Below are 18,768 nucleotides of genomic sequence, written 5' to 3' on the forward strand. Positions count from 1 at the left end.
GTTGGGCACTTCCGGGTAGCGACGATCGTTGCACAACTCCGCTACAGCGCCGTGATCCCGTCGCCTGCCCGGCCCGGATAGGGGGGAAACCGGCCCGCGAGGTCCCGGACCGCCGCCCTGACGTCGCCCTCCTCCCGGACGGCCGCCGCGAACAGCGCGGCGACGCGTGCCATCTCCGCCTCCCGCATCCCCTGGGTGGTGACGGCTGCCGTGCCCAGGCGCAGGCCGCGGCCGTCGCCCTGGGGCAGCGCACAGGTGTCCAGAACCAGACCCGCCGCGGCGAGCCGGCCCCGGGCCGTCCGGGCGTCCACTCCGTGCGGGGCGGGGTCGGCGAGCACCAGGTGGGTGTCCGTGCCGCCGGTGCTGACGGCGAACCCCTCCCCCGCCAGGGCCTCGGCCAACACCCGTGCGTTCGCCACGACTTGATGGGCGTACGCGGTGTAGGCGGGGGTCGCCGCCTCGCCGAAGGCCACCGCCTTGGCGGCGATGGTGTGCATCTGCGCGCCGCCCTGGGTGAACGGGAACACCGCCCGGTCGATCCGCTCGGCGAGGCCCGCGCCGCACAGGATCAAGCCACCGCGCGGGCCGCGCAGCACCTTGTGGGTGGTGGCGCACACGACGTCCGCGTACGGCACCGGGCTGGGCGCCGCGCCGCCCGCGACCAGGCCGATGGGGTGGGCGGCGTCGGCGATCAGATGGGCCCCGACGTCGTCGGCGACCTCGCGGAAGGCGGCGTAGTCGATGTGGCGCGGATAGGCGATGGAGCCGCACACGACGGCCTTCGGCCGGTGCTCTCGGGCCAGGGCGCGCACCTGCGCGTAGTCGATGAGGCCGGTCTCCGGGTCGAGGCCGTAGCCGACGAAGTCGAACCACCTGCCCGAGAAGTTCGAGGGCGAGCCGTGGGTGAGATGTCCTCCGTACGGGAGACCCATCGCGAGGACGGTGTCCCCCGGGCGCAGGAGTGCGGCGTAGGCGGCGAGGACGGCGGACGAGCCCGAGTGGGCCTGCACGTTGGCGTGCTCGGCGCCGAAGAGGGCCTTGGCGCGGTCCACGGCGAGGCGCTCCGCGACGTCCACGAACTCGCAGCCGCCGTGGTGGCGGGCGCCGGGGTAGCCCTCGGCGTACTTGTTCGCCAGCGGGGAGCCCAGGGCCGTCAGGACGGCCTCCGAGGTGAAGTTCTCGGCGGCGATGAGCTGGAGCGTGGCGGACTGCCGGGTCGTCTCGCCGAGCAGGACCTCCGCGAGTTCGGGGTCCTGGCGGCGCAGCGCGGCGTACGCCGCCGGGGCGGCGGGGCGCCTTGGGCTGGCCGTCGTCATCTCTCCAATGTAGGCGCGCCCGGAATGATGCGCGCGGCGGTGCCCTCGCGGGGCGCCCCTGACCCGCCCCTTCCCGCTTCCTGGGGCTCCGCCCCAGACCCCGCTCCTCAAACGCCGGAGAGGCTGGATCTTCCAGCCCGTCCGGCGTTTGAGGACGAGGCGCGGAGCGCCGATAAGGGCGGGGGCGCGGGGGCGGCAGTCCCCGGATCGGGAAGGGGTGGGTCGGGGGCGCCCCGCGAGGGCCTACGCCTGGGGCACGCCCGTCAGGGCCGTGACGACCGGGTCGAGGGCCTGCTGGATCTCGCCGCCCACGGAGCGGAAGAAGGGCAGGGGCGCGCCGTAGGGGTCGTAGACCTCGTCGGCCTCCACGTTGGGGGCGAGCAGCCACCCGCGCAGCGCGGCCGCGGCCCGCACCAGGGCGCGGGCACGCTCGACCACGCCGTCGGCCCCCTCGGGGTCCGGCAGCGTCGCGGGGTCTATGGCCCGCACGAGCCGGGTGAACTCCTTCAGGGTGAAGGTCCGCAGCCCGGCCGAGTGCCCCATGGAGATGACCTGGGCCCGGTGGTCCCGGGTCGCGGTGAGGACGAGGTCGGCCCGGATGACGTGGTCGTCGAGGAGCTCGCGGCCCACGAAGCCGGTGGCGTCCGCCCCGAAGTCGGCGAGGACCGTCTCGGCGTGGGTCTCCATGGGCGCGCCCTCGTGGCCCCAGGTGCCCGCGCTCTCCACGACGAGCCCGCCGGTGCCGGGGTCGCCGAGCCGGTCGGCGAGGGCGTGCCGGGTGAGCCGCTCGGTGATCGGCGAGCGGCAGACGTTGCCGGTGCTGACGTGGAGGATGCGGAAGGTGCCGGGGGCCTTGAGGGAGCGCAGGCCCCCCTCGTCCCCGGCGGGGTCCGGGAAGCCCGGGAGGCCCGCTATGCCACGCCCCGTCTCAGGGGCTGTCAATTGGCCACCTCGAGGTCGGGTACCACCTTGCGGAGCTCGTCCGCGTCGAGCGCCCCGGCGCGCAGCAGGACGGGGACCTTGCCGGTGACGTCCACGATGGAGGAGGGGACGATGCCGGGGGTGGGGCCGCCGTCCAGGTAGACGGAGATGGAGTCGCCCAGCATCTCCTGGGCGGCGTCGCAGTCCTCGGGCGCCGGGTGTCCGGTGAGGTTCGCCGAGGACACCGCCATGGGGCCGACCTCGGTGAGCAGCTCGATCGCGACGGGGTGCAGCGGCATGCGGATGGCGACGGTGCCCCGGGTGTCCCCCAGGTCCCACTGGAGCGAGGGCTGCTGCTTGGCGACGAGGGTGAGGGCTCCGGGCCAGAAGGCGTCGACGAGCTCCCAGGCGGACTCGGAGAAGTCCGTGACGAGGCCGTGGAGGGTGTTCGGGGAGCCGATGAGCACGGGCGTCGGCATGTTCCGCCCGCGCCCCTTGGCGTCGAGGAGGTCGGCGACGGCTTCCGGGCTGAAGGCGTCCGCGCCCACGCCGTACACCGTGTCCGTCGGCAGCACCACCAGTTCGCCGCGGCGGACGGCGGACGCGGCCTCGCGCAGACCGGTCGTACGGTCGGTCGCGTCGTTGGTGTCGTATCGCCGTGCCATCTAGCGGGCCTCCTCGTACACGTACTGGTCCACGTACTCGTCGTGCTCGTACGCGGCCGGTGCCTGGGCGCCGGTCACGTACCTCGTCTTCTGCGTCGCCGCCGTGATCACGGCAGCGCCTTGCGGGCGGTCGCGAACCGCGGCCGGTTGTTCAGGTCGGGGTGGTCGGCCGCGTCGGCCCAGCCACGCTCCTCGGTGAAGATCCACGGCACCAGACCGCCCTGGGTGTCGGCGTGCTCCACGACGACGACTCCGCCCGGCCGCAGCAGCCGGTGCGCGGTGCGCTCGATGCCGCGGATCAGGTCGAGGCCGTCCTCTCCGGAGAACAGGGCGAGTTCGGGATCGTAGTCCCGGGCCTCCGGCGCAACGTACTCCCACTCCGTGAGCGGGATGTACGGGGGGTTGGAGACGACGAGGTCGACCTGGCCGTCGAGCTCCGGCAGGGCCGTGCGCGCGTCACCGGCGTGCAGGGTGACCCGGGAGCCCTCGACGTTCTTGCGGGTCCAGTTCAGGGCGTCCTCGGACAGCTCCACGGCGTGCACGCGCGAGCGCGGCACCTCCTGGGCCAGGGCGAGGGCGATGGCGCCGCTGCCGGTGCACAGGTCGACGATGAGCGGCTCGACGACGTCCATCGCGCGGACCGCGTCTATGGCCCAGCCGACGACCGACTCGGTCTCCGGGCGCGGGACGAAGACGCCCGGGCCGACCTGGAGCTCCAGATAGCGGAAGAACGCGCGGCCCGTGATGTGCTGGAGCGGCTCGCGGGCCTCGCGGCGGGCGATCGCCTCCCAGTAGCGGGCGTCGAAGTCCGCGTCCTTGACGGAGTGCAGCTCGCCCCGTTTCACCCCGTGCACGAAGGCGGCGAGCTCCTCCGCGTCGTTGCGCGGCGAGGGCACGCCGGCGTCGGCCAGCCGCTGGGTGGCCTGGGCCACTTCCGCTAGCAGCAGGTTCACGCTGGTCCTCCGGGACGGTCGTACGACGGGGTGGTGGGCTTAGGCGGCGGCGAGCTTCGCGGCGGAGTCCGCGTCGACACAGGCCTGGATGACCGCGTCGAGCTCGCCGTCAAGGACCTGGTCCAAGTTGTACGCCTTGAAGCCCACGCGGTGGTCGGAGATGCGGTTTTCCGGGAAGTTGTACGTACGGATCTTCTCGGAGCGGTCGACGGTGCGGACCTGGCTGCGGCGGGCGTCCGCGGCCTCCTTCTCCGCCTCTTCCTGGGCCGCCGCGAGCAGCCTGGAGCGCAGGATACGCAGGGCCTGCTCCTTGTTCTGGAGCTGGCTCTTCTCGTTCTGGCAGGAGGCGACGACACCGGTCGGGATGTGCGTGATGCGCACGGCCGAGTCGGTGGTGTTGACGGACTGGCCGCCGGGGCCCGAGGAGCGGTAGACGTCGATGCGCAGGTCGTTCATGTTGATCTCGACGTCGACCTCCTCCGCCTCGGGCGTGACGAGCACGCCGGCCGCGGAGGTGTGGATGCGGCCCTGCGACTCGGTCGCGGGCACGCGCTGCACGCGGTGCACGCCGCCCTCGTACTTCAGCCGGGCCCAGACGCCCTGGCCGGGCTCGGTGGCGCCGTTGCCGCCCTTGGTCTTCACGGCGACCTGGACGTCCTTGTAGCCGCCGAGCTCGGACTCGGTGGAGTCGATGATCTCGGTCTTCCAGCCGACGCGCTCGGCGTACCGCAGGTACATGCGCAGGAGGTCGCCCGCGAACAGGGCCGACTCGTCGCCGCCCGCGCCCGCCTTGATCTCCAGGATGACGTCCTTGTCGTCGCTGGGGTCACGGGGCACGAGCAGCAGCCGCAGCTTCTCGGTGACCTCGTCGCGGCTCTCGGTGAGGTCCTTGACCTCGGCGGCGAAGTCGGGGTCCTCGGCCGCCAGCTCACGCGCGGTGTCGATGTCGTCACCGAGCTGCTTCCAGGTCCGGTACGTGGCGACGATCGGGGTCAGCTCGGCGTAGCGCTTGTTGAGCTTGCGCGCGTTGGCCTGGTCGGCGTGGACCGACGGGTCGGCGAGCTTCTGCTCCAGATCGGCGTGCTCGCCGATCAGTTCCTCGACCGCCTCGAACATCTTCGGGCTCCTGGGTTCTTCGGTACGCGAGCGGGGCTCGCGCAGGGCTGCGTGGCTGCTTCTGCGACAGACGGCAAACGCCGGTCCCGGCCACCCCCGCGAACGAGGGCGGCCGAAGACCGGCGCAGGTGGCTCGCTACTTCTTGGCGGAGCCGGCAGCCTTGCCGAAGCGGGCCTCGAAGCGGGCCACACGGCCACCGGTGTCGAGGATCTTCTGCTTGCCCGTGTAGAACGGGTGGCACTCGGAGCAGACCTCGGCGCGGATGGCGCCGCCGGAGATCGTGCTACGGGTGGTGAACGACGCGCCACAGGTGCAGCTGACCTGCGTCTCGACGTACTCGGGGTGGATGTCGCGCTTCAAGGTGTCTCCTAGTTTCGGGAGGGCTCCGGGTCGCAAGCGCGGGATGCGGGTGCGTGAACCGGGGCCGACGGACCAGTTTGCCAGGACCGGCCGCATCTGCCCAAACCGGGGTGGGCCCGGAAGTATTCCCGGAGCCCTCCGGCGGGCCTGTCCGCCGGTCGTCCGGCGGGCTTATTCGCTGGTCACGACCTTGCCCGCGGCGCCCTTGTCGCCCGCGGACTTGTCGGTGGCCGACTTGGGGATCGGCTTGTCCGCGCGGAGGGCGTCCCAGACCTGGCGGCCGGCCTCCTCCAGGGGCAGGACGCGGTTCCGGTCCGCCGGGTCGTACTGGATCGGCAGCGTGACCATCTTCATGTCGCCGGAGCCGATGCCCTTGAGGCCGTTCGCGAAGCCCGCGAGGTCCTTGACCGAGTCCAGGTCGGAGTCGGTGGTGATGGCGCTGGTCGAGGCGTCCGCGAGGTCCCAGAGCTTCTTCGGGTTGCCGAACAGGTCGATGTCCTTGACCTGGTTGATCAGCGCCTTGATGAAGGCCTGCTGGAGCTGGATGCGGCCGAGGTCGCTGCCGTCGCCGACGGCGTGCCGGGTGCGGACGAGGCCGAGGGCCTGCTCGCCGTTCAGCTTGTGGTCGCCCGCGGGCAGATCGAGGTGACTGTCCTTGTCCTTGATCGCCTGCTTGGTGGTGATCTCCACGCCGCCGAGGGTGTCGATGAGCTTCTTGAAGCCCGTGAAGTCGACCTCGACGTAGTGGTCCATGCGGATGCCGGACATCTTCTCGACGGTCTTCACCGCGCAGGCCGGGCCGCCCACCTCGTACGCCGTGTTGAACATCTTGCGCTCGCCGCCCGGGTCGGTCTTGCCGTCGCCGTCCTTGACGGCGCACTCGGGCCGGGTGATGAGGGTGTCGCGGGGGATGGAGACCACGCTGGCCTTCTTGTGGCCCTTGTAGACGTGGACGATCATCGCGGTGTCGGAGCGGGCCGCGCCCTCGTCCTTGCCGTACTTGCCGTTGTCGCCGGAGCGCGAGTCGGAGCCGAGGACGAGGATGTCCTGGGAGCCGTTGTCGACGTCCAGGGGGCGGTCGGTGCCGAGCGCGGCGTTGATGTCGACGCCCTTGATGTTGCCGTTGAGCTTGAAGTAGACGTAGCCGAGGCCGGTGCCGCCGAGCACCACCACACCCGCGGCGGTCCAGGCGGATATGACGAGGGCCTTCTTGCGCGTGCTGCGCGGTTTGCGGCGCTTGCCGCGCTTGCCGCGATGCTTCGGCTTCGCGTCGGCGGACCTGCTCTCGTCGGTCATGCGCTCCTCAGTCCTCGTCCGTTCGGCTACCCCCTGCTTTCAGGGTCAGGCGTGGCTTTCCGTCACTTGTCAGACGTCGAAACCGAAAGAAGGGTTGCATAGCGACCTGTGTGCGCCCCGGGGTCCACCAGTTACCCAGTGTTTCTGCCGTCTCGTACTTTCGGCCCCCCACCTGCGCTTTCGCGTGGCACGGCGCTACCGCGCGTGATCGTGAGAATCTCTTATGCGTGTGGTCAAGGTCTCTTGGCCGAAACCTGATGACCGCTTGTCGTCGCATGTCCTCCGCATGCGGAAGGGCCGGCCCCGTCGGATGACGGGACCGGCCCTTCCGGTCAGCCTGCGCGCGGCGCCCGCGGCGGTCAGTCGTTGCCGTTGCCCGGCGCCGGGGTCGTCTTCTGGATCTGGAGCAGGAACTCGGCGTTCGACTTCGTCTGCTTCATCTTGTCCAGGAGCAGCTCGATGGCCTGCTGCTGGTCGAGCGCGTGCAGCACCCGGCGCAGCTTCCAGGTGATGGCGAGCTCGTCGCTGCCGAGCAGGATCTCCTCCTTGCGGGTGCCGGACGCGTCGACGTCCACCGCGGGGAAGATGCGCTTGTCGGCGAGCTTGCGGTCGAGCTTGAGCTCGGCGTTGCCGGTGCCCTTGAACTCCTCGAAGATGACCTCGTCCATGCGGGACCCGGTGTCCACCAGGGCGGTGGCGAGGATGGTCAGCGAGCCGCCGTCCTCGATGTTGCGGGCCGCACCGAAGAAGCGCTTCGGCGGGTACAGGGCGGTCGAGTCGACACCACCGGACAGGATGCGGCCGGAGGCCGGGGCGGCGAGGTTGTACGCACGGCCCAGACGCGTGATCGAGTCGAGCAGGACGACGACGTCGTGGCCCAGCTCCACCAGCCGCTTGGCGCGCTCGATGGCGAGCTCGGCGACCGTGGTGTGGTCCTCGGCAGGACGGTCGAAGGTCGAGGAGATGACCTCGCCCTTCACCGACCGCTGCATGTCGGTGACCTCTTCCGGACGCTCGTCGACCAGGACGACCATCAGGTGGCACTCGGGGTTGTTGTGCGTGATCGCGTTGGCGATCGCCTGCATGATCATGGTCTTGCCGGTCTTCGGCGGGGCCACGATCAGACCGCGCTGGCCCTTTCCGATGGGCGCGACCAGGTCGATGATGCGGGTGGTCAGCACGCCCGGGTCGGTCTCCAGACGGAGCCGGTCCTGCGGGTAAAGGGGCGTCAGCTTGTTGAACTCCGGCCGCCCGCGGCCGTGTTCGGGCGCCATGCCGTTGACGGAGTCCAGGCGCACCAGGGCGTTGAACTTCTCGCGGCGCTCGCCGTCCTTGGGCTGGCGCACCGCACCGGTGACGTGGTCACCCTTGCGCAGGCCGTTCTTGCGGACCTGGGCGAGGGAGACGTACACGTCGTTGGGACCGGGGAGGTAGCCCGACGTACGGATGAACGCGTAGTTGTCGAGGATGTCCAGGATGCCCGCGACCGGGATCAGGACGTCGTCCTCGGACAGCTGCGGCTCGCCCGCGAAGTCCTCGCGGCCACGACGGCCACGGCGGTCGCGGTAGCGGCCGCGCCGGCCGCGGCGGCCGCTGCCGTCGTCGTCGAAGTCGTCCTGCTCCTTGCGGTCCTGACGGTCCTGGCGGCCGCCCTGGTCCTTGCGGTTGCCGCCCTGCTGCTCGTCGCCCTTGTTGCCACGGCGGTCGCCGCGGTCACCGCGGTCCTGGCGGTCACCGCGGTCGCCCCGCTCGCCGCGGTCGCGGCCACGGCCCTGGCGGTCGCGGCGGCCCTGGCGGCCCTCGCCCTGCTGGTCGTCGCCCTTGTCGGCGCGCTCGCCGCGGTCGGACTTCGCCTCGGCCTGCTCGGCCCTGGGGGCCTCGGCCTTCGCCTCGCCCTGGCTCTTGGCCTCGGCGGAGACGGTCTCGGGGCTGCCGGCCTCGGCGGTGACGCGGCGGCGGCCGCGGCCCGGCTTGTCGTCGCTCGCGGGCTGGCCGGGGATGTCGATCTGCTGCTGGGCCGGGGCCTTGGGCTGCTCGGCCGGAGCGTCGTCGGACGTGGCGGCCTTCTCGGCGGCCTCGCCGGTGCGCGCCTTGGAGGTCGCGCGGCGCTTCGGCTTGGCCGGGGCCTGGGCCGTGTCGGCGCCCGCGGCGGCCTTGGCCGGGGCTCCCCCCGCGGCCTGCGCCTCCTTGATGACCTCGATCAGCTGGCTCTTGCGCATCCGCGCGGTGCCCTTGATTCCGAGGCCCGATGCGACCTGCTGCAGTTCGGCCAGCACCATGCCCTCGAGGCCGGTGCCGCGGCGCCGCCGGGACCCGGCCGAAGCACCGGTGGCAGGCGCCGCAGAGGCGTCCGTGGCGGGCGTGTCGGCAGTCACGCCCATCAGATCGGTGGTGTCGCTCACGAAGGGTCCTTCCCTGGAGCGGACGTCGGCCTGTCTGGCTCGGCGACCGGTTGTGCTGTCCGGCGGTCCTTGGTGTGTGGACCGTGCCGGGGCGGTGGTCCGCCAACGCGGCGGAAGAGTTCACAGATGTGGCGCTTCCCGATGCCGGGCCACTGAGGTGCGGTGGTCACTCGGCTCGGTCACGCCGGTTCCGGAGCGTGCTCGGCACCGCTCAGTGCGAAGCACAGAGCAGTTTGGGAGGCTCCCGGAAGGATGGATGTCCCGGACGGGGACACAAAGCACCTCGCCATGGTGGGGTCGGGTGCAGACTTGAGGTTAACACTACCGGATCCAACAAACATTCCCCCTCTCCAAATCCGGACACCCCGAGTGCGCCGTCCTCCCGGGTCAGGGAGCCAGTGGCAGCACACTCGCGCCCGCCGGGTCCAGTGCCAGGCGGTTCGCCGCCCAGCCCTCGCCCGCCAGGCGTGCGACCTTGTCGGCCGCACTGTCGTCGACCAGCGCGAGGACCGTGGGCCCCGCGCCGGAGATCACCGCGGGTACGCCGTCGGCGCGCAGGCTCTCCACCAGGGCGGCGCTCTCCGGCATGGCCGGGGCGCGGTACTCCTGGTGCAGGCGGTCCTCGGTGGCGGGCAGCAGCAGCTCGGGGCGCCTGGTCAGGGCCTCGACGAGCAGGGCCGCCCGGCCCGCGTTGACGGCCGCGTCCACGTGCGGGACGGTGCGCGGCAGCAGTCCGCGGGCGGTTTCGGTGAGCACGGGCTTTCCGGGCACGAAAACCACCGGAACGATGGAATCGACGGGGTCCATCCTGATGGCGCGGGCCGCGGAGCCGTCCATCCAGGAGGCCGTGAAGCCGCCGAGCAGGCAGGCCGCGACGTTGTCGGGGTGGCCCTCGATCTCGGTGGCCAGCTCCAGGAGCGCGGCGTCGTCGAGCCGGGCCTCGCCGCCTATGGTCACCGCGCGCGCGGCGACGATCCCGGCGCAGATCGCGGCGGACGAGGAGCCGAGGCCGCGCCCGTGCGGGATGCGGTTGGCACAGACGACCTCCAGGCCGCGCGGCTGCCCGCCGAGCAGGTCGAAGGCGGTGCGCAGGGAGCGTACGAGCAGGTGCGACTCGTCGCGCGGGAGGGTGTCGCTGCCCTCGCCTGCGATGTCGACGTGCAGGCCGGAGTCGGCGACGCGGACGACCACGTCGTCGTAGAGCCCCAGCGACAGGCCGAGGGCGTCGAAGCCCGGGCCGAGGTTGGCGCTGGTGGCGGGGACGCGCACCCTGACGGCGGCGGCGCGGAACGCGGGACCGGCCATCGCTCGATGACTCTCCTTGAGCTCTGTTGTCTGGAGGACTTGCCGCCGCGACGGGCCTCGACCGGCTTCGACCGGCCTCGACCTGTGACGGACGGCAGCACCCGAAGGCCGCTTCGGCGAGCGGCACCGCGGCATATGCGGCGGGGCGGGTTCGCTACAGCCTATCGAAGGAAGGTTCTGCGGCGACATAGGGCGCACAGGAGGCGCACGATGCGTGTCGCGAGCCCCCTGTGCACCCCCTGTGGGGAGTTGAGAGGTTTGCCCCGGGCTGAATCCGGCGTTCCGCCGGGGGCGCCGCCCGGGGCGGGGTGTTACGCCAGGCCCAGGCGCTCCGCGGCGGCCGCCGCGTCCACCGGGACGGTGACCGGCTGCGGGGCACCCGCGACCGCCCAGTCCGGGTCCTTGAGGCCGTTGCCGGTGACCGTGCAGACGATGCGCTGGCCCTGGTCGACCTTGCCCTGCTCGGCGGCCTTCAGCAGACCGGCGACGGACGCGGCGGAGGCGGGCTCGACGAAGACGCCCTCCTGGGAGGCCAACAGCTTGTAGGCGCGCAGGATCTCACGGTCCGTCACCTCGTCGATGAAGCCGCCCGACTCGTCACGCGCGGCGAGGGCGTGCTGCCACGACGCGGGGTTGCCGATGCGAATCGCGGTGGCGATCGTCGAGGGGTCCTTGACGATCTCGCCGCGCACGATGGGCGCCGATCCGGAGGCCTGGAAGCCCCACATGCGCGGGGTGCTCGTGGCCACGCCGTCGGCGGCGTACTCCTTGTAGCCCTTCCAGTAGGCCGTGATGTTGCCCGCGTTGCCGACCGGCAGGACGTGGATGTCCGGGGCGGTGCCGAGGGCGTCCACGATCTCGAACGAGGCGGTCTTCTGGCCCTCGATGCGGTAGGGGTTGACCGAGTTGACCAGGGCCACCGGGTAGTTCTCGGACAGGCCGCGGGCCAGGTTCAGGCAGTCGTCGAAGTTGCCGTCGACCTGGAGGATCTTCGAGCCGTAGACGAGCGCCTGGCCCATCTTGCCCAGGGCGATCTTGCCCTGCGGCACCAGGACCGCGCAGACCATGCCCGCGCGGACGGCGTAGGCGGCGGCCGACGCCGAGGTGTTGCCGGTGGAGGCGCAGATGACGGCCTTGGCGCCGTCCTCCTTGGCCTTGGTGATCGCCATGGTCATGCCGCGGTCCTTGAAGGACCCCGTCGGGTTCGCGCCCTCGACCTTGAGGTGGACCTCGCAGCCGGTGCGCTCGGAGAGCACCTGCGCGGGCACGAGCGGCGTCCCGCCCTCACGGAGCGTCACGACCGGCGTGGTGTCGGAGACGGGGAGACGGTCCCGGTACTCCTCGATGATTCCGCGCCACTGGTGGGTCATTGCTGCTTACTCCCCTTCAACCCGCATGATGCTGGCGACACCACGCACGGTGTCGAGATTGCGCAGCGCCTCGACGGTGCCGGTGAGGGCGGCGTCGGGCGCGCGGTGCGTGACGACGACGAGGGAGGCCTCGCCGTCCTTGACCGTCTGGCGGACGGTGTCGATGGAGACACCGTGCTCGGCGAAGACCGTGGCCACCTGGGCGAGCACGCCCGGCTTGTCGGCCACGTCGAGGCTGATGTGGAACCGCGTGACGACCTCGCCCATGGAGCTCACGGGCAGCTGGGTGTAGGCGGAGTCACCGGGTCCGGTGGACTCGCCGAGCTTGTTGCGGCACACCGCGACCAGGTCGCCGAGGACGGCGGAGGCGGTCGGCGCGCCGCCCGCGCCGGGGCCGTAGAACATGAGCTGGCCCGCGGCCTCGGCCTCCACGAAGACCGCGTTGTACGCCTCGCGGACGCTGGCCAGCGGGTGGCTGAGCGGAATCATCGCGGGGTGCACGCGGGCGGTGACGGAGCCGCCGTCGGCGGCCCGCTCGCAGATGGCGAGCAGCTTGATGGTGCAGCCCATGCGCTTCGCGGACGCGAAGTCGGCCGCGGTGACCTCGGTCATCCCCTCGCGGTGGACGTCGTCGAGGCGCACCCGGGTGTGGAAGGCGATGCCGGCGAGGATCGCGGCCTTGGCGGCGGCGTCGAAGCCCTCGACGTCGGCGGTCGGGTCGGCCTCCGCGTACCCGAGGGCGGTGGCCTCGTCCAGGGCTTCCTGGTAGCCCGCGCCCGTGGTGTCCATCTTGTCGAGGATGAAGTTGGTCGTGCCGTTCACGATGCCGAGGACGCGGTTGACCTTGTCACCGGCGAGCGACTCGCGCAGCGGCCTGATCAGCGGGATCGCGCCCGCGACGGCCGCCTCGTAGTAGAGGTCGCGCCCGTGCTGCTCGGCGGCGGCGTGCAGGGCCGCGCCGTCCTGGGCGATGAGCGCCTTGTTCGCCGAGACCACGGAGGCGCCGTGCTCGAAGGCGGTGGTGATGAGGGTGCGGGCGGGCTCGATGCCGCCGATGACCTCGACGACGACGTCGATGTCCCCGCGTTTGACGAGCGCGGTGGCGTCCGTCGTCACGAGCGCCGGGTCGATGCCCTCACGCACCTTGGAGGGGCGCCGGACGGCGACCCCGGCGAGCTCCACCGGGGCGCCGATCCTGGCTGTGAGGTCGTCGGCGTGCGTCGTCATGATGCGCGCCACCTCTGAGCCGACGACCCCACAGCCCAGCAGCGCCACCTTCAGCGGACGCGTACGCATCATCCGACCTCGTTTCCTTCTCCAAGTACGGTGGGTCCAGTCTCACCCACCGGAACGGTGTTTCTAACCAAAGTCCGGATCGTGAGACATCCATTTCACGTACCGGTTGTAACGGGTCCGCCTTTCACCGGCGGGGACGACTCACCCGACGTCGAGTCGCATCAGGTCGTCCTCCGTCTCCCGGCGCACGATCACCCGGCTCGCGCCGTCCGCCACGGCGACGACCGGCGGGCGCAGCGCGTGGTTGTAGTTGCTGGCCATGGAGCGGCAGTAGGCGCCGGTCGCGGGGACGGCGATGAGGTCGCCGGGCGCGAGGTCGGCGGGCAGGAAGGCGTCGCGGACGACGATGTCGCCGCTTTCGCAGTGCTTGCCGACGACGCGGACGAGCATCGGCTCGGCGTCGGAGGAGCGGGAGACGAGCGCGACGCTGTACTCGGCGTCGTACAGCGCGGTGCGGATGTTGTCGGACATGCCGCCGTCCACGGAGACGTACGTCCGCAGGCCGTCGAGCGGCTTGATGGTGCCGACCTCGTACAGCGTGAAGGCGGTGGGGCCGACGACGGCGCGGCCCGGCTCGACGGAGAGCCGGGGCACGCGCAGGCCCGCCCGCTCGCACTCGCGGGTGACGATCTCGCGCAGGGCGGTGGCGATCTCGTGCGGCTCGCGCGGGTCGTCGGCCGGGGTGTAGGCGATGCCGAGGCCGCCGCCGAGGTCGATCTCGGGCAGTTCGACGCCGTGCTCGTCGCGGATGTCCTTGAGCAGGCCCACGACGCGGTGGGCGGCCACCTCGAAGCCGGAGGTGTCGAAGATCTGCGAGCCGATGTGGCTGTGGATGCCGATGAGGTCGAGCCCGTCGAGCTTGAGGGCGCGCCGCACGGCTTCGGCGGCCTGTCCCCCGGCCAGCGGGATGCCGAACTTCTGGTCCTCGTGGGCCGTGGCGATGAACTCGTGGGTGTGGGCCTCGACGCCGACGGTCACGCGGATCTGCACGCGCTGGCGGATGCCGAGGCCGTCGGCGATGTGGGCGACCCGCACGATCTCCTGGAAGGAGTCGAGCACGATGCGGCCGACGCCGGCGCGGACGGCGCGCTCGATCTCCGCGGCGCTCTTGTTGTTGCCGTGGAAGGCGATGCGATCGGCAGGCATGCCCGCGTCCAGGGCGGTGGCCAGCTCGGTGCCGGAGCACACGTCCAGGTTGAGCCCTTCTTCGTGCAGCCACCGGACGACGGCGCGGGAGAGGAAGGCCTTGCCCGCGTAGAACACGTCGGCGTCGGGGCCGAAGGCGTCGCGCCAGGCCTGGCAGCGGGCGCGGAAGTCGGCCTCGTCGAGGACGTAGGCGGGGGTGCCGAACTCCTCGGCGAGCCGGCGGACGTCGGTGCCGCCCACGCTGACGACGCCGTCGGCGCCGCGGGTGACGGTCTTCGACCAGACCTTGGGGTCGAGGGCGTTGAGGTCGGCGGGCGGCGGGGAGTAGTGGCCCTCGGGCAGGACGTCTCCGTGCCGGGGGCCTGCGGGGTGGGCGGAACGGCTCATGGCTCTTTGGACTCTTCTCGTCTCACAGGTACGCGGGCGCGCTGATGCCGAGCAGGGACAGGCCGCCGGCGAGCACCGTCCCGGCGGCTTCGGCGAGCGCCAGCCGGGCGCGGTGGGCGGCCGAGGGTTTCTCGTCACCGAGCGGCAGCACGGTGTGGGCCTGCGCCAGGAAGGCGTCGGCGGTACGGACGAGGTGCCGGGCGAGCCGGTCGGGCGCGCGGTGGCGGGCGGCGGCGGCGAGGACGGCGGGGTGGTCGCCGAGGGCGCCGAGCAGCGGGTGTCCGTCGTCCTCAGCTGCTTGCGCCACCGCGTGGTGAGCGTCGTGGGCGTCGCGGACGTCACCGGGGGCGGCGGTGAAGCCGAGCTGTGCGGCGTTGCGGGTGAGGGCGCGGACACGGGAGTGGGCGTACCGGACCCGAAACAGGGGGTTGGTCTCGCGCTGGGCGAGGTGGTCGTCGCCGGTGTGGGGGTGGTCGTGGGCGGCGGGCAGGAGCAGGGCCCAGCGGGCGGCGTCGCGGCCGAGGCGCAGGGGGTCCGGCTCGGCCGGGGCGGGGACCGGGCGGAGGGTGGGCAGCGGGGCCGGGGGGCGTCCGTGGGCGTCCACGCGTACGCCGAGGACCTCGGCCCAGGCGGGGTCGGGGGCCGCGTCGCAGGTGACGCGGACGAGGGCGCCCTGGGAGCGCAGGATGCGGCGCGCGCTGTCGGCGACGACGGCGGCGCGGAGTTCGTGCGGGATGTGCAGCTGGACGCGTTCCCCGGTGTCCGGGGCGAGGTGGCCGTAGCGCTCGCCGCGGGCGAGGATCTCGGCGACGAGCCGGGTGCCGGGGTCGCCGTCGAGGGTGATGCTGAGGAAGCCGGGTCCGGTGACGTCGGCGCGGGCGATGCCGGGCTCGGCGGCGAGGCGCGCGGAGAGGATCTCGGCGACGCGGCGCGGGGGCGCGCCCGCTTCCCGGGCGATGCGCAGGGCGAGGTTGCTGGCGTAGTCGCCTCGGCCGCCGGGGCGCGGCCGCTCGACGTGCGCCCGCTCGGGCACGGTGGCGCTGAGCTCTCCGGCGTCCACGGCGGCGCGCATGGCGCGCAGCACGGTGCGGGAGAGCTCGACGGGTGTCACGGGACAAGGGTAGGGGAGACGGGGGGTCACTGGCGTGCGCGGGGGCGCGGGCCCTGGCGCTCGCTCCGTGACCGTTTCCGGGGGCTCGGCCGGAGGCCGGGGCGGCCGGGCGGGGTGGGTGCGGCTCGCGGGTCGGCGGGGGCACGTGGGGTCGGCGGGTGGGGCTCGGGGGGGGGCGGCCAGGTCGAGGGGCCCTGGGTGGGGCCGGAGGCCCGGGGGGCCGGGGCGGCCAGGAGTCGCCGGTCAAGGGCGGCCGATCAGGGGGCGCCGGTCAGGGGTGGCCGGCCCGCTCCGGGCCGGTGCCGGGGCAGCGGGTGCCGAGAGTGGTGTCGCCGCAGTCACCCCGGGCCATCAACTGGCGTACGACGCTGACGAGTTCCGCGGGCTCGAAGGGCTTGGCCATGAACGCGTCGACGCCGACCTCCAGGCCCGCCTCCACCTCGTACTGCGTACAGGCGCTGACCACGACGAGGGGCACGTGCTGGGTGCGCGGGTCGGCGCGCAGCCGCGCGGCGGTGCGCAGGCCGTCGAGGCGGGGCATGACCACGTCCAGGGTCACGACGTCGGGCCGGACCTGATGCACGACGTCCAGGCACTCGGCACCGTCGGCCGCGGTCACGACCTCGAAGCCCTCCAGCTCGAGATTGACCCTGATCAGTTGCCGGATGACCTTGTTGTCGTCCACAACAAGCACACGGCCGGGCACGCCTGGCACAACTCGAGAGTAGGTCGACACCCGCCGTCGCGTCCGGGTTTTCCCTACTTCCGCCACTTGCGAGGGAGCCCCGGCGGCCCCGCCGGGGCTCCGTCAGCGTCGCGTCCCCGCCTCGATCCCGTCGAGCAGGAACGCGAGGCCGAGGGCGAAGTTGGCGTCCCAGTCGTCGTCGGAGATGTACTGGTTCGCGGCGACCGTCGGGTACTGCTCGCGGCAGCTCTCCAGGTACTCCTGGCCCCTCCTGGCCTCCTCCGCGGACAGCCGCAGACTGGACTGGGTGGCAGCGGCACCCATCACGTGGTTGTACAGCGCCCACGTCGCCGCGTTCAGCCGCTTCCCGGTGAGTCCGGCGCGCACCAGGGCGGACTGGAGGAACTCCATCCAGGCCAGGAAGTTGGGCCCGATCAGGGGGCGTTGCCGGGCGGGCACGGTGGCCACCCAGGGGTGCCGCAGCATGGCCTGCCGCCAGTCGCCGACCAGGGTGGCGATGTCCTGCCGCGGGTCGTCGCCGTGCCGGTCGGGGACCGGCGTCTCGCCGAAGACCGCGTCGACGGCGAGGTCGATGACGTCGCCCTTCGTCTTCACGTGCCAGTACAGGGTGGTGGCACCGGCTTGCAGCCGCTCGGCCAGGCGGCGCATCGTGAGGCGCTCCATCCCCTCCTCGTCCAGGAGGTCGACGGCCGCCCGGACGATGCGGGCCCGGGTGAGCGGCGGCTCCCCCTTGTCCCGCGGGGGACGCAGCCAGACGTTGCCGACCGCCCCGCCCGCCCCGCTTCCCCCGCCGGACTCGCTCTTCGGGTGTTCTCCGCCTGCGATGACGCCCACCTCCACAGTCACGCGGCTCACGGCGGGCGCGGCGCGCGTCACCGAGTGTTCGGGGGCTGAGTCTTCCACGGCCGGACCGCCGCTCCGGGGCCGGGTCGCTCCCGCCGCCACGGACTTTTCCACCTCCTCAAACCCCCTCATTCCCAGGGCAGTTGATGCCCCCGCAGCGCACTTTCCGGCGGCTCCCGGCGCGCGGATCTGTAGTACAGTCACGGCCCACTAGACCGATGTTCTAGTCACTCGACCCTAGTGCGAGTCGAGGTGACGGACATGAAACGAGAGGCACCGCGTCAGCGGTCCGGCCCACGCAGTCCACGCAGTCCACGCAACCCGCTCAGCCCGCTCAGCCCGCTCGACGCCGGTGGGCCCCGAGCCGTACGCAAGCGGGCCGAGCCGTAGGCAACCGAGCCGGGTCGCCCCGTACAACCACCCGCACGGAATGGATCCGTACGCCCCCCGAACAGGAGTGGAACCGCATGCAGGATGACCAGGTGGCCGCCTCCGCAGCCGCCTCCGCAGCCGTCGACGGCTTCGTCCCCGTCATCGACCTGTCCGCCAGGGACACCGCTCGTGGTCGCGCCGCCGTCGCCGCGGCGATCGACCGGGCGTGCAGGAACTCCGGCTTCTTCGTGGTGGTCGGGCACGGCGTCCCCCGGACGCTCATCGACCGCATGTTCACCGTGACCGGCTCCTTCTTCGCCCTCCCCCGGGAGGAGAAGGAGCTGGTCGCCCACCGGCCCGGGGTCTCGGGCTACCGGCGCTCGGGCGGATCGACCGCCCGGAGCCTGGGCCAGGAGTCGCCGCCCGACCTGTGCGAGGCCTTCGCCGCGCACGCGACGGGCGAGCTGGACGAGGAGGAGCGGGGCAGGCTCGGCGACGAGTGGGCGACCTGGACCCTGGCCAACGCCTGGCCCGCGAACCCGCCCGGCTTCAAGGAGGTGTGGCAGGACTACCTGGCGGCCATGGCCGACCTCGCGGCGGACCTGATGCGGCTCTTCGCCCGCGCGCTCGACCTGGACGAGGAGTTCTTCGCCGACAAGTTCGACCGCCACGGCTCGTCCGTCGCCGTCAACTACTACCCGCCACAGCATGAGCCCCCGCTGCCCGGCCAGCTCCGCCGCGGCCCGCACACCGACTTCGGCAGCCTCACCATCCTCTACCAGGAGGCCGACCGCAGTGGGCTGCAGGTCCTCCAGAGCGGGGACACCTGGCGCGACGTCCCCCCGGTCCCGGGCGGCTTCGTCGTCAACATCGGCGACCTCATGAGCCTGTGGACCGGCGGGCGTTGGGTCTCCACCATGCACCGCGTCGTCAACCCGCCGAACGGGGACACATCGTCCCGGCTCACCATCCCGTTCTTCTACCTCCCCAACCACGACGCCACGATCGAGCCACTGCGCACGGGTGGGGGTGGCACACCGGTGATCGCCGGGGAGTGGATGTCCGAGAAGCTCCGCAGGATGTTCGCCGGGACGTCGTAACGACTGGAGAGGCCGCGCGCTGTCGCCCCTCCGCCCCCCCCGGGTCAGGGTCGAACCGTTTTCCGGGAGGGAACGGTGTCCTGCGAGGAAAGGGGACTCCAC

At 72.3% G+C, this 18,768-nt stretch carries 16 protein-coding genes; 1 reads left to right on the top strand and 15 read right to left on the bottom strand.

Going from position 1 to position 18,768, the window contains the following annotated elements; translation table 11 throughout:
- Positions 1–41: 41 nt before the first annotated feature.
- The 15 genes from glyA to AC5WAM_RS13910 form a co-directional block, all read right to left on the bottom strand.
- Positions 42–1,316 (bottom strand): serine hydroxymethyltransferase, encoded by a 1,275-nt coding sequence (gene glyA, locus AC5WAM_RS13840; RefSeq protein ID WP_495522760.1) that lies wholly within the window; start codon positions 1,314–1,316, stop codon positions 42–44.
- A gap of 243 nt (positions 1,317–1,559) precedes the next feature.
- Positions 1,560–2,258 (bottom strand): arsenate reductase/protein-tyrosine-phosphatase family protein, encoded by a 699-nt coding sequence (locus AC5WAM_RS13845; RefSeq protein ID WP_495522761.1) that lies wholly within the window; start codon positions 2,256–2,258, stop codon positions 1,560–1,562.
- A complete protein-coding gene (locus tag AC5WAM_RS13850; RefSeq protein WP_138961826.1) occupies positions 2,255–2,902 on the bottom strand; it encodes an L-threonylcarbamoyladenylate synthase in 648 nt (215 codons plus the stop codon). Before AC5WAM_RS13850 ends, AC5WAM_RS13845 begins: the two co-directional genes overlap by 4 nt.
- 107 nt (positions 2,903–3,009) lie before the next feature.
- Positions 3,010–3,855: a peptide chain release factor N(5)-glutamine methyltransferase gene (gene prmC / locus AC5WAM_RS13855; protein ID WP_172383823.1), complete on the bottom strand. Its 846-nt coding sequence runs from the start codon at positions 3,853–3,855 to the stop codon at positions 3,010–3,012.
- A gap of 39 nt (positions 3,856–3,894) precedes the next feature.
- Positions 3,895–4,971: a peptide chain release factor 1 gene (prfA, locus tag AC5WAM_RS13860; protein ID WP_366790239.1), complete on the bottom strand. Its 1,077-nt coding sequence runs from the start codon at positions 4,969–4,971 to the stop codon at positions 3,895–3,897.
- Positions 4,972–5,107: 136 nt separating this feature from the next.
- A complete protein-coding gene (gene rpmE, locus AC5WAM_RS13865) occupies positions 5,108–5,332 on the bottom strand; it encodes a 50S ribosomal protein L31 (protein ID WP_138961823.1) in 225 nt (74 codons plus the stop codon).
- A 171-nt stretch (positions 5,333–5,503) separates the two neighbouring features.
- A complete protein-coding gene (locus AC5WAM_RS13870; protein ID WP_366790240.1) occupies positions 5,504–6,628 on the bottom strand; it encodes an LCP family protein in 1,125 nt (374 codons plus the stop codon).
- A 359-nt stretch (positions 6,629–6,987) separates the two neighbouring features.
- A complete protein-coding gene (gene rho, locus AC5WAM_RS13875) occupies positions 6,988–9,030 on the bottom strand; it encodes a transcription termination factor Rho (RefSeq protein ID WP_366790241.1) in 2,043 nt (680 codons plus the stop codon).
- Positions 9,031–9,417: 387 nt separating this feature from the next.
- Positions 9,418–10,335: a homoserine kinase gene (gene thrB, locus AC5WAM_RS13880; RefSeq protein WP_138961820.1), complete on the bottom strand. Its 918-nt coding sequence runs from the start codon at positions 10,333–10,335 to the stop codon at positions 9,418–9,420.
- 311 nt (positions 10,336–10,646) lie between these two features.
- Positions 10,647–11,705 carry a threonine synthase gene (gene thrC / locus AC5WAM_RS13885; protein WP_366790243.1) on the bottom strand — a complete coding sequence of 353 codons (1,059 nt, stop codon included), beginning with the start codon at positions 11,703–11,705 and terminating at the stop codon, positions 10,647–10,649.
- 6 nt (positions 11,706–11,711) lie between these two features.
- Complete coding sequence (locus tag AC5WAM_RS13890) at positions 11,712–13,001, bottom strand: homoserine dehydrogenase (protein WP_495523583.1); 1,290 nt, start codon at positions 12,999–13,001, stop codon at positions 11,712–11,714.
- A 141-nt stretch (positions 13,002–13,142) separates the two neighbouring features.
- On the bottom strand, positions 13,143–14,534 hold the full coding sequence (lysA, locus tag AC5WAM_RS13895; RefSeq protein WP_366790244.1) for a diaminopimelate decarboxylase: 1,392 nt from the start codon (positions 14,532–14,534) through the stop codon (positions 13,143–13,145).
- Between the two features lie 22 nt (positions 14,535–14,556).
- Positions 14,557–15,645 (bottom strand): ArgS-related anticodon-binding protein NrtL, encoded by a 1,089-nt coding sequence (nrtL, locus tag AC5WAM_RS13900; protein ID WP_495522762.1) that lies wholly within the window; start codon positions 15,643–15,645, stop codon positions 14,557–14,559.
- Positions 15,646–15,916: 271 nt separating this feature from the next.
- Positions 15,917–16,417 (bottom strand): response regulator, encoded by a 501-nt coding sequence (locus AC5WAM_RS13905; RefSeq protein ID WP_366790246.1) that lies wholly within the window; start codon positions 16,415–16,417, stop codon positions 15,917–15,919.
- A 36-nt stretch (positions 16,418–16,453) separates the two neighbouring features.
- Complete coding sequence (locus AC5WAM_RS13910; protein ID WP_495523584.1) at positions 16,454–17,176, bottom strand: TetR/AcrR family transcriptional regulator; 723 nt, start codon at positions 17,174–17,176, stop codon at positions 16,454–16,456.
- Positions 17,177–17,661: 485 nt separating this feature from the next.
- Here AC5WAM_RS13910 and AC5WAM_RS13915 point away from each other — a divergent pair, with 485 nt between their 5' ends.
- Entirely contained in the window at positions 17,662–18,666 is a 1,005-nt protein-coding gene (locus tag AC5WAM_RS13915) for an isopenicillin N synthase family dioxygenase (RefSeq protein ID WP_495522763.1), read from the top strand.
- The last annotated feature ends 102 nt before the right edge of the window (positions 18,667–18,768 follow it).

It is taken from the genome of Streptomyces sp. JLYT201, from assembly GCF_059448825.1.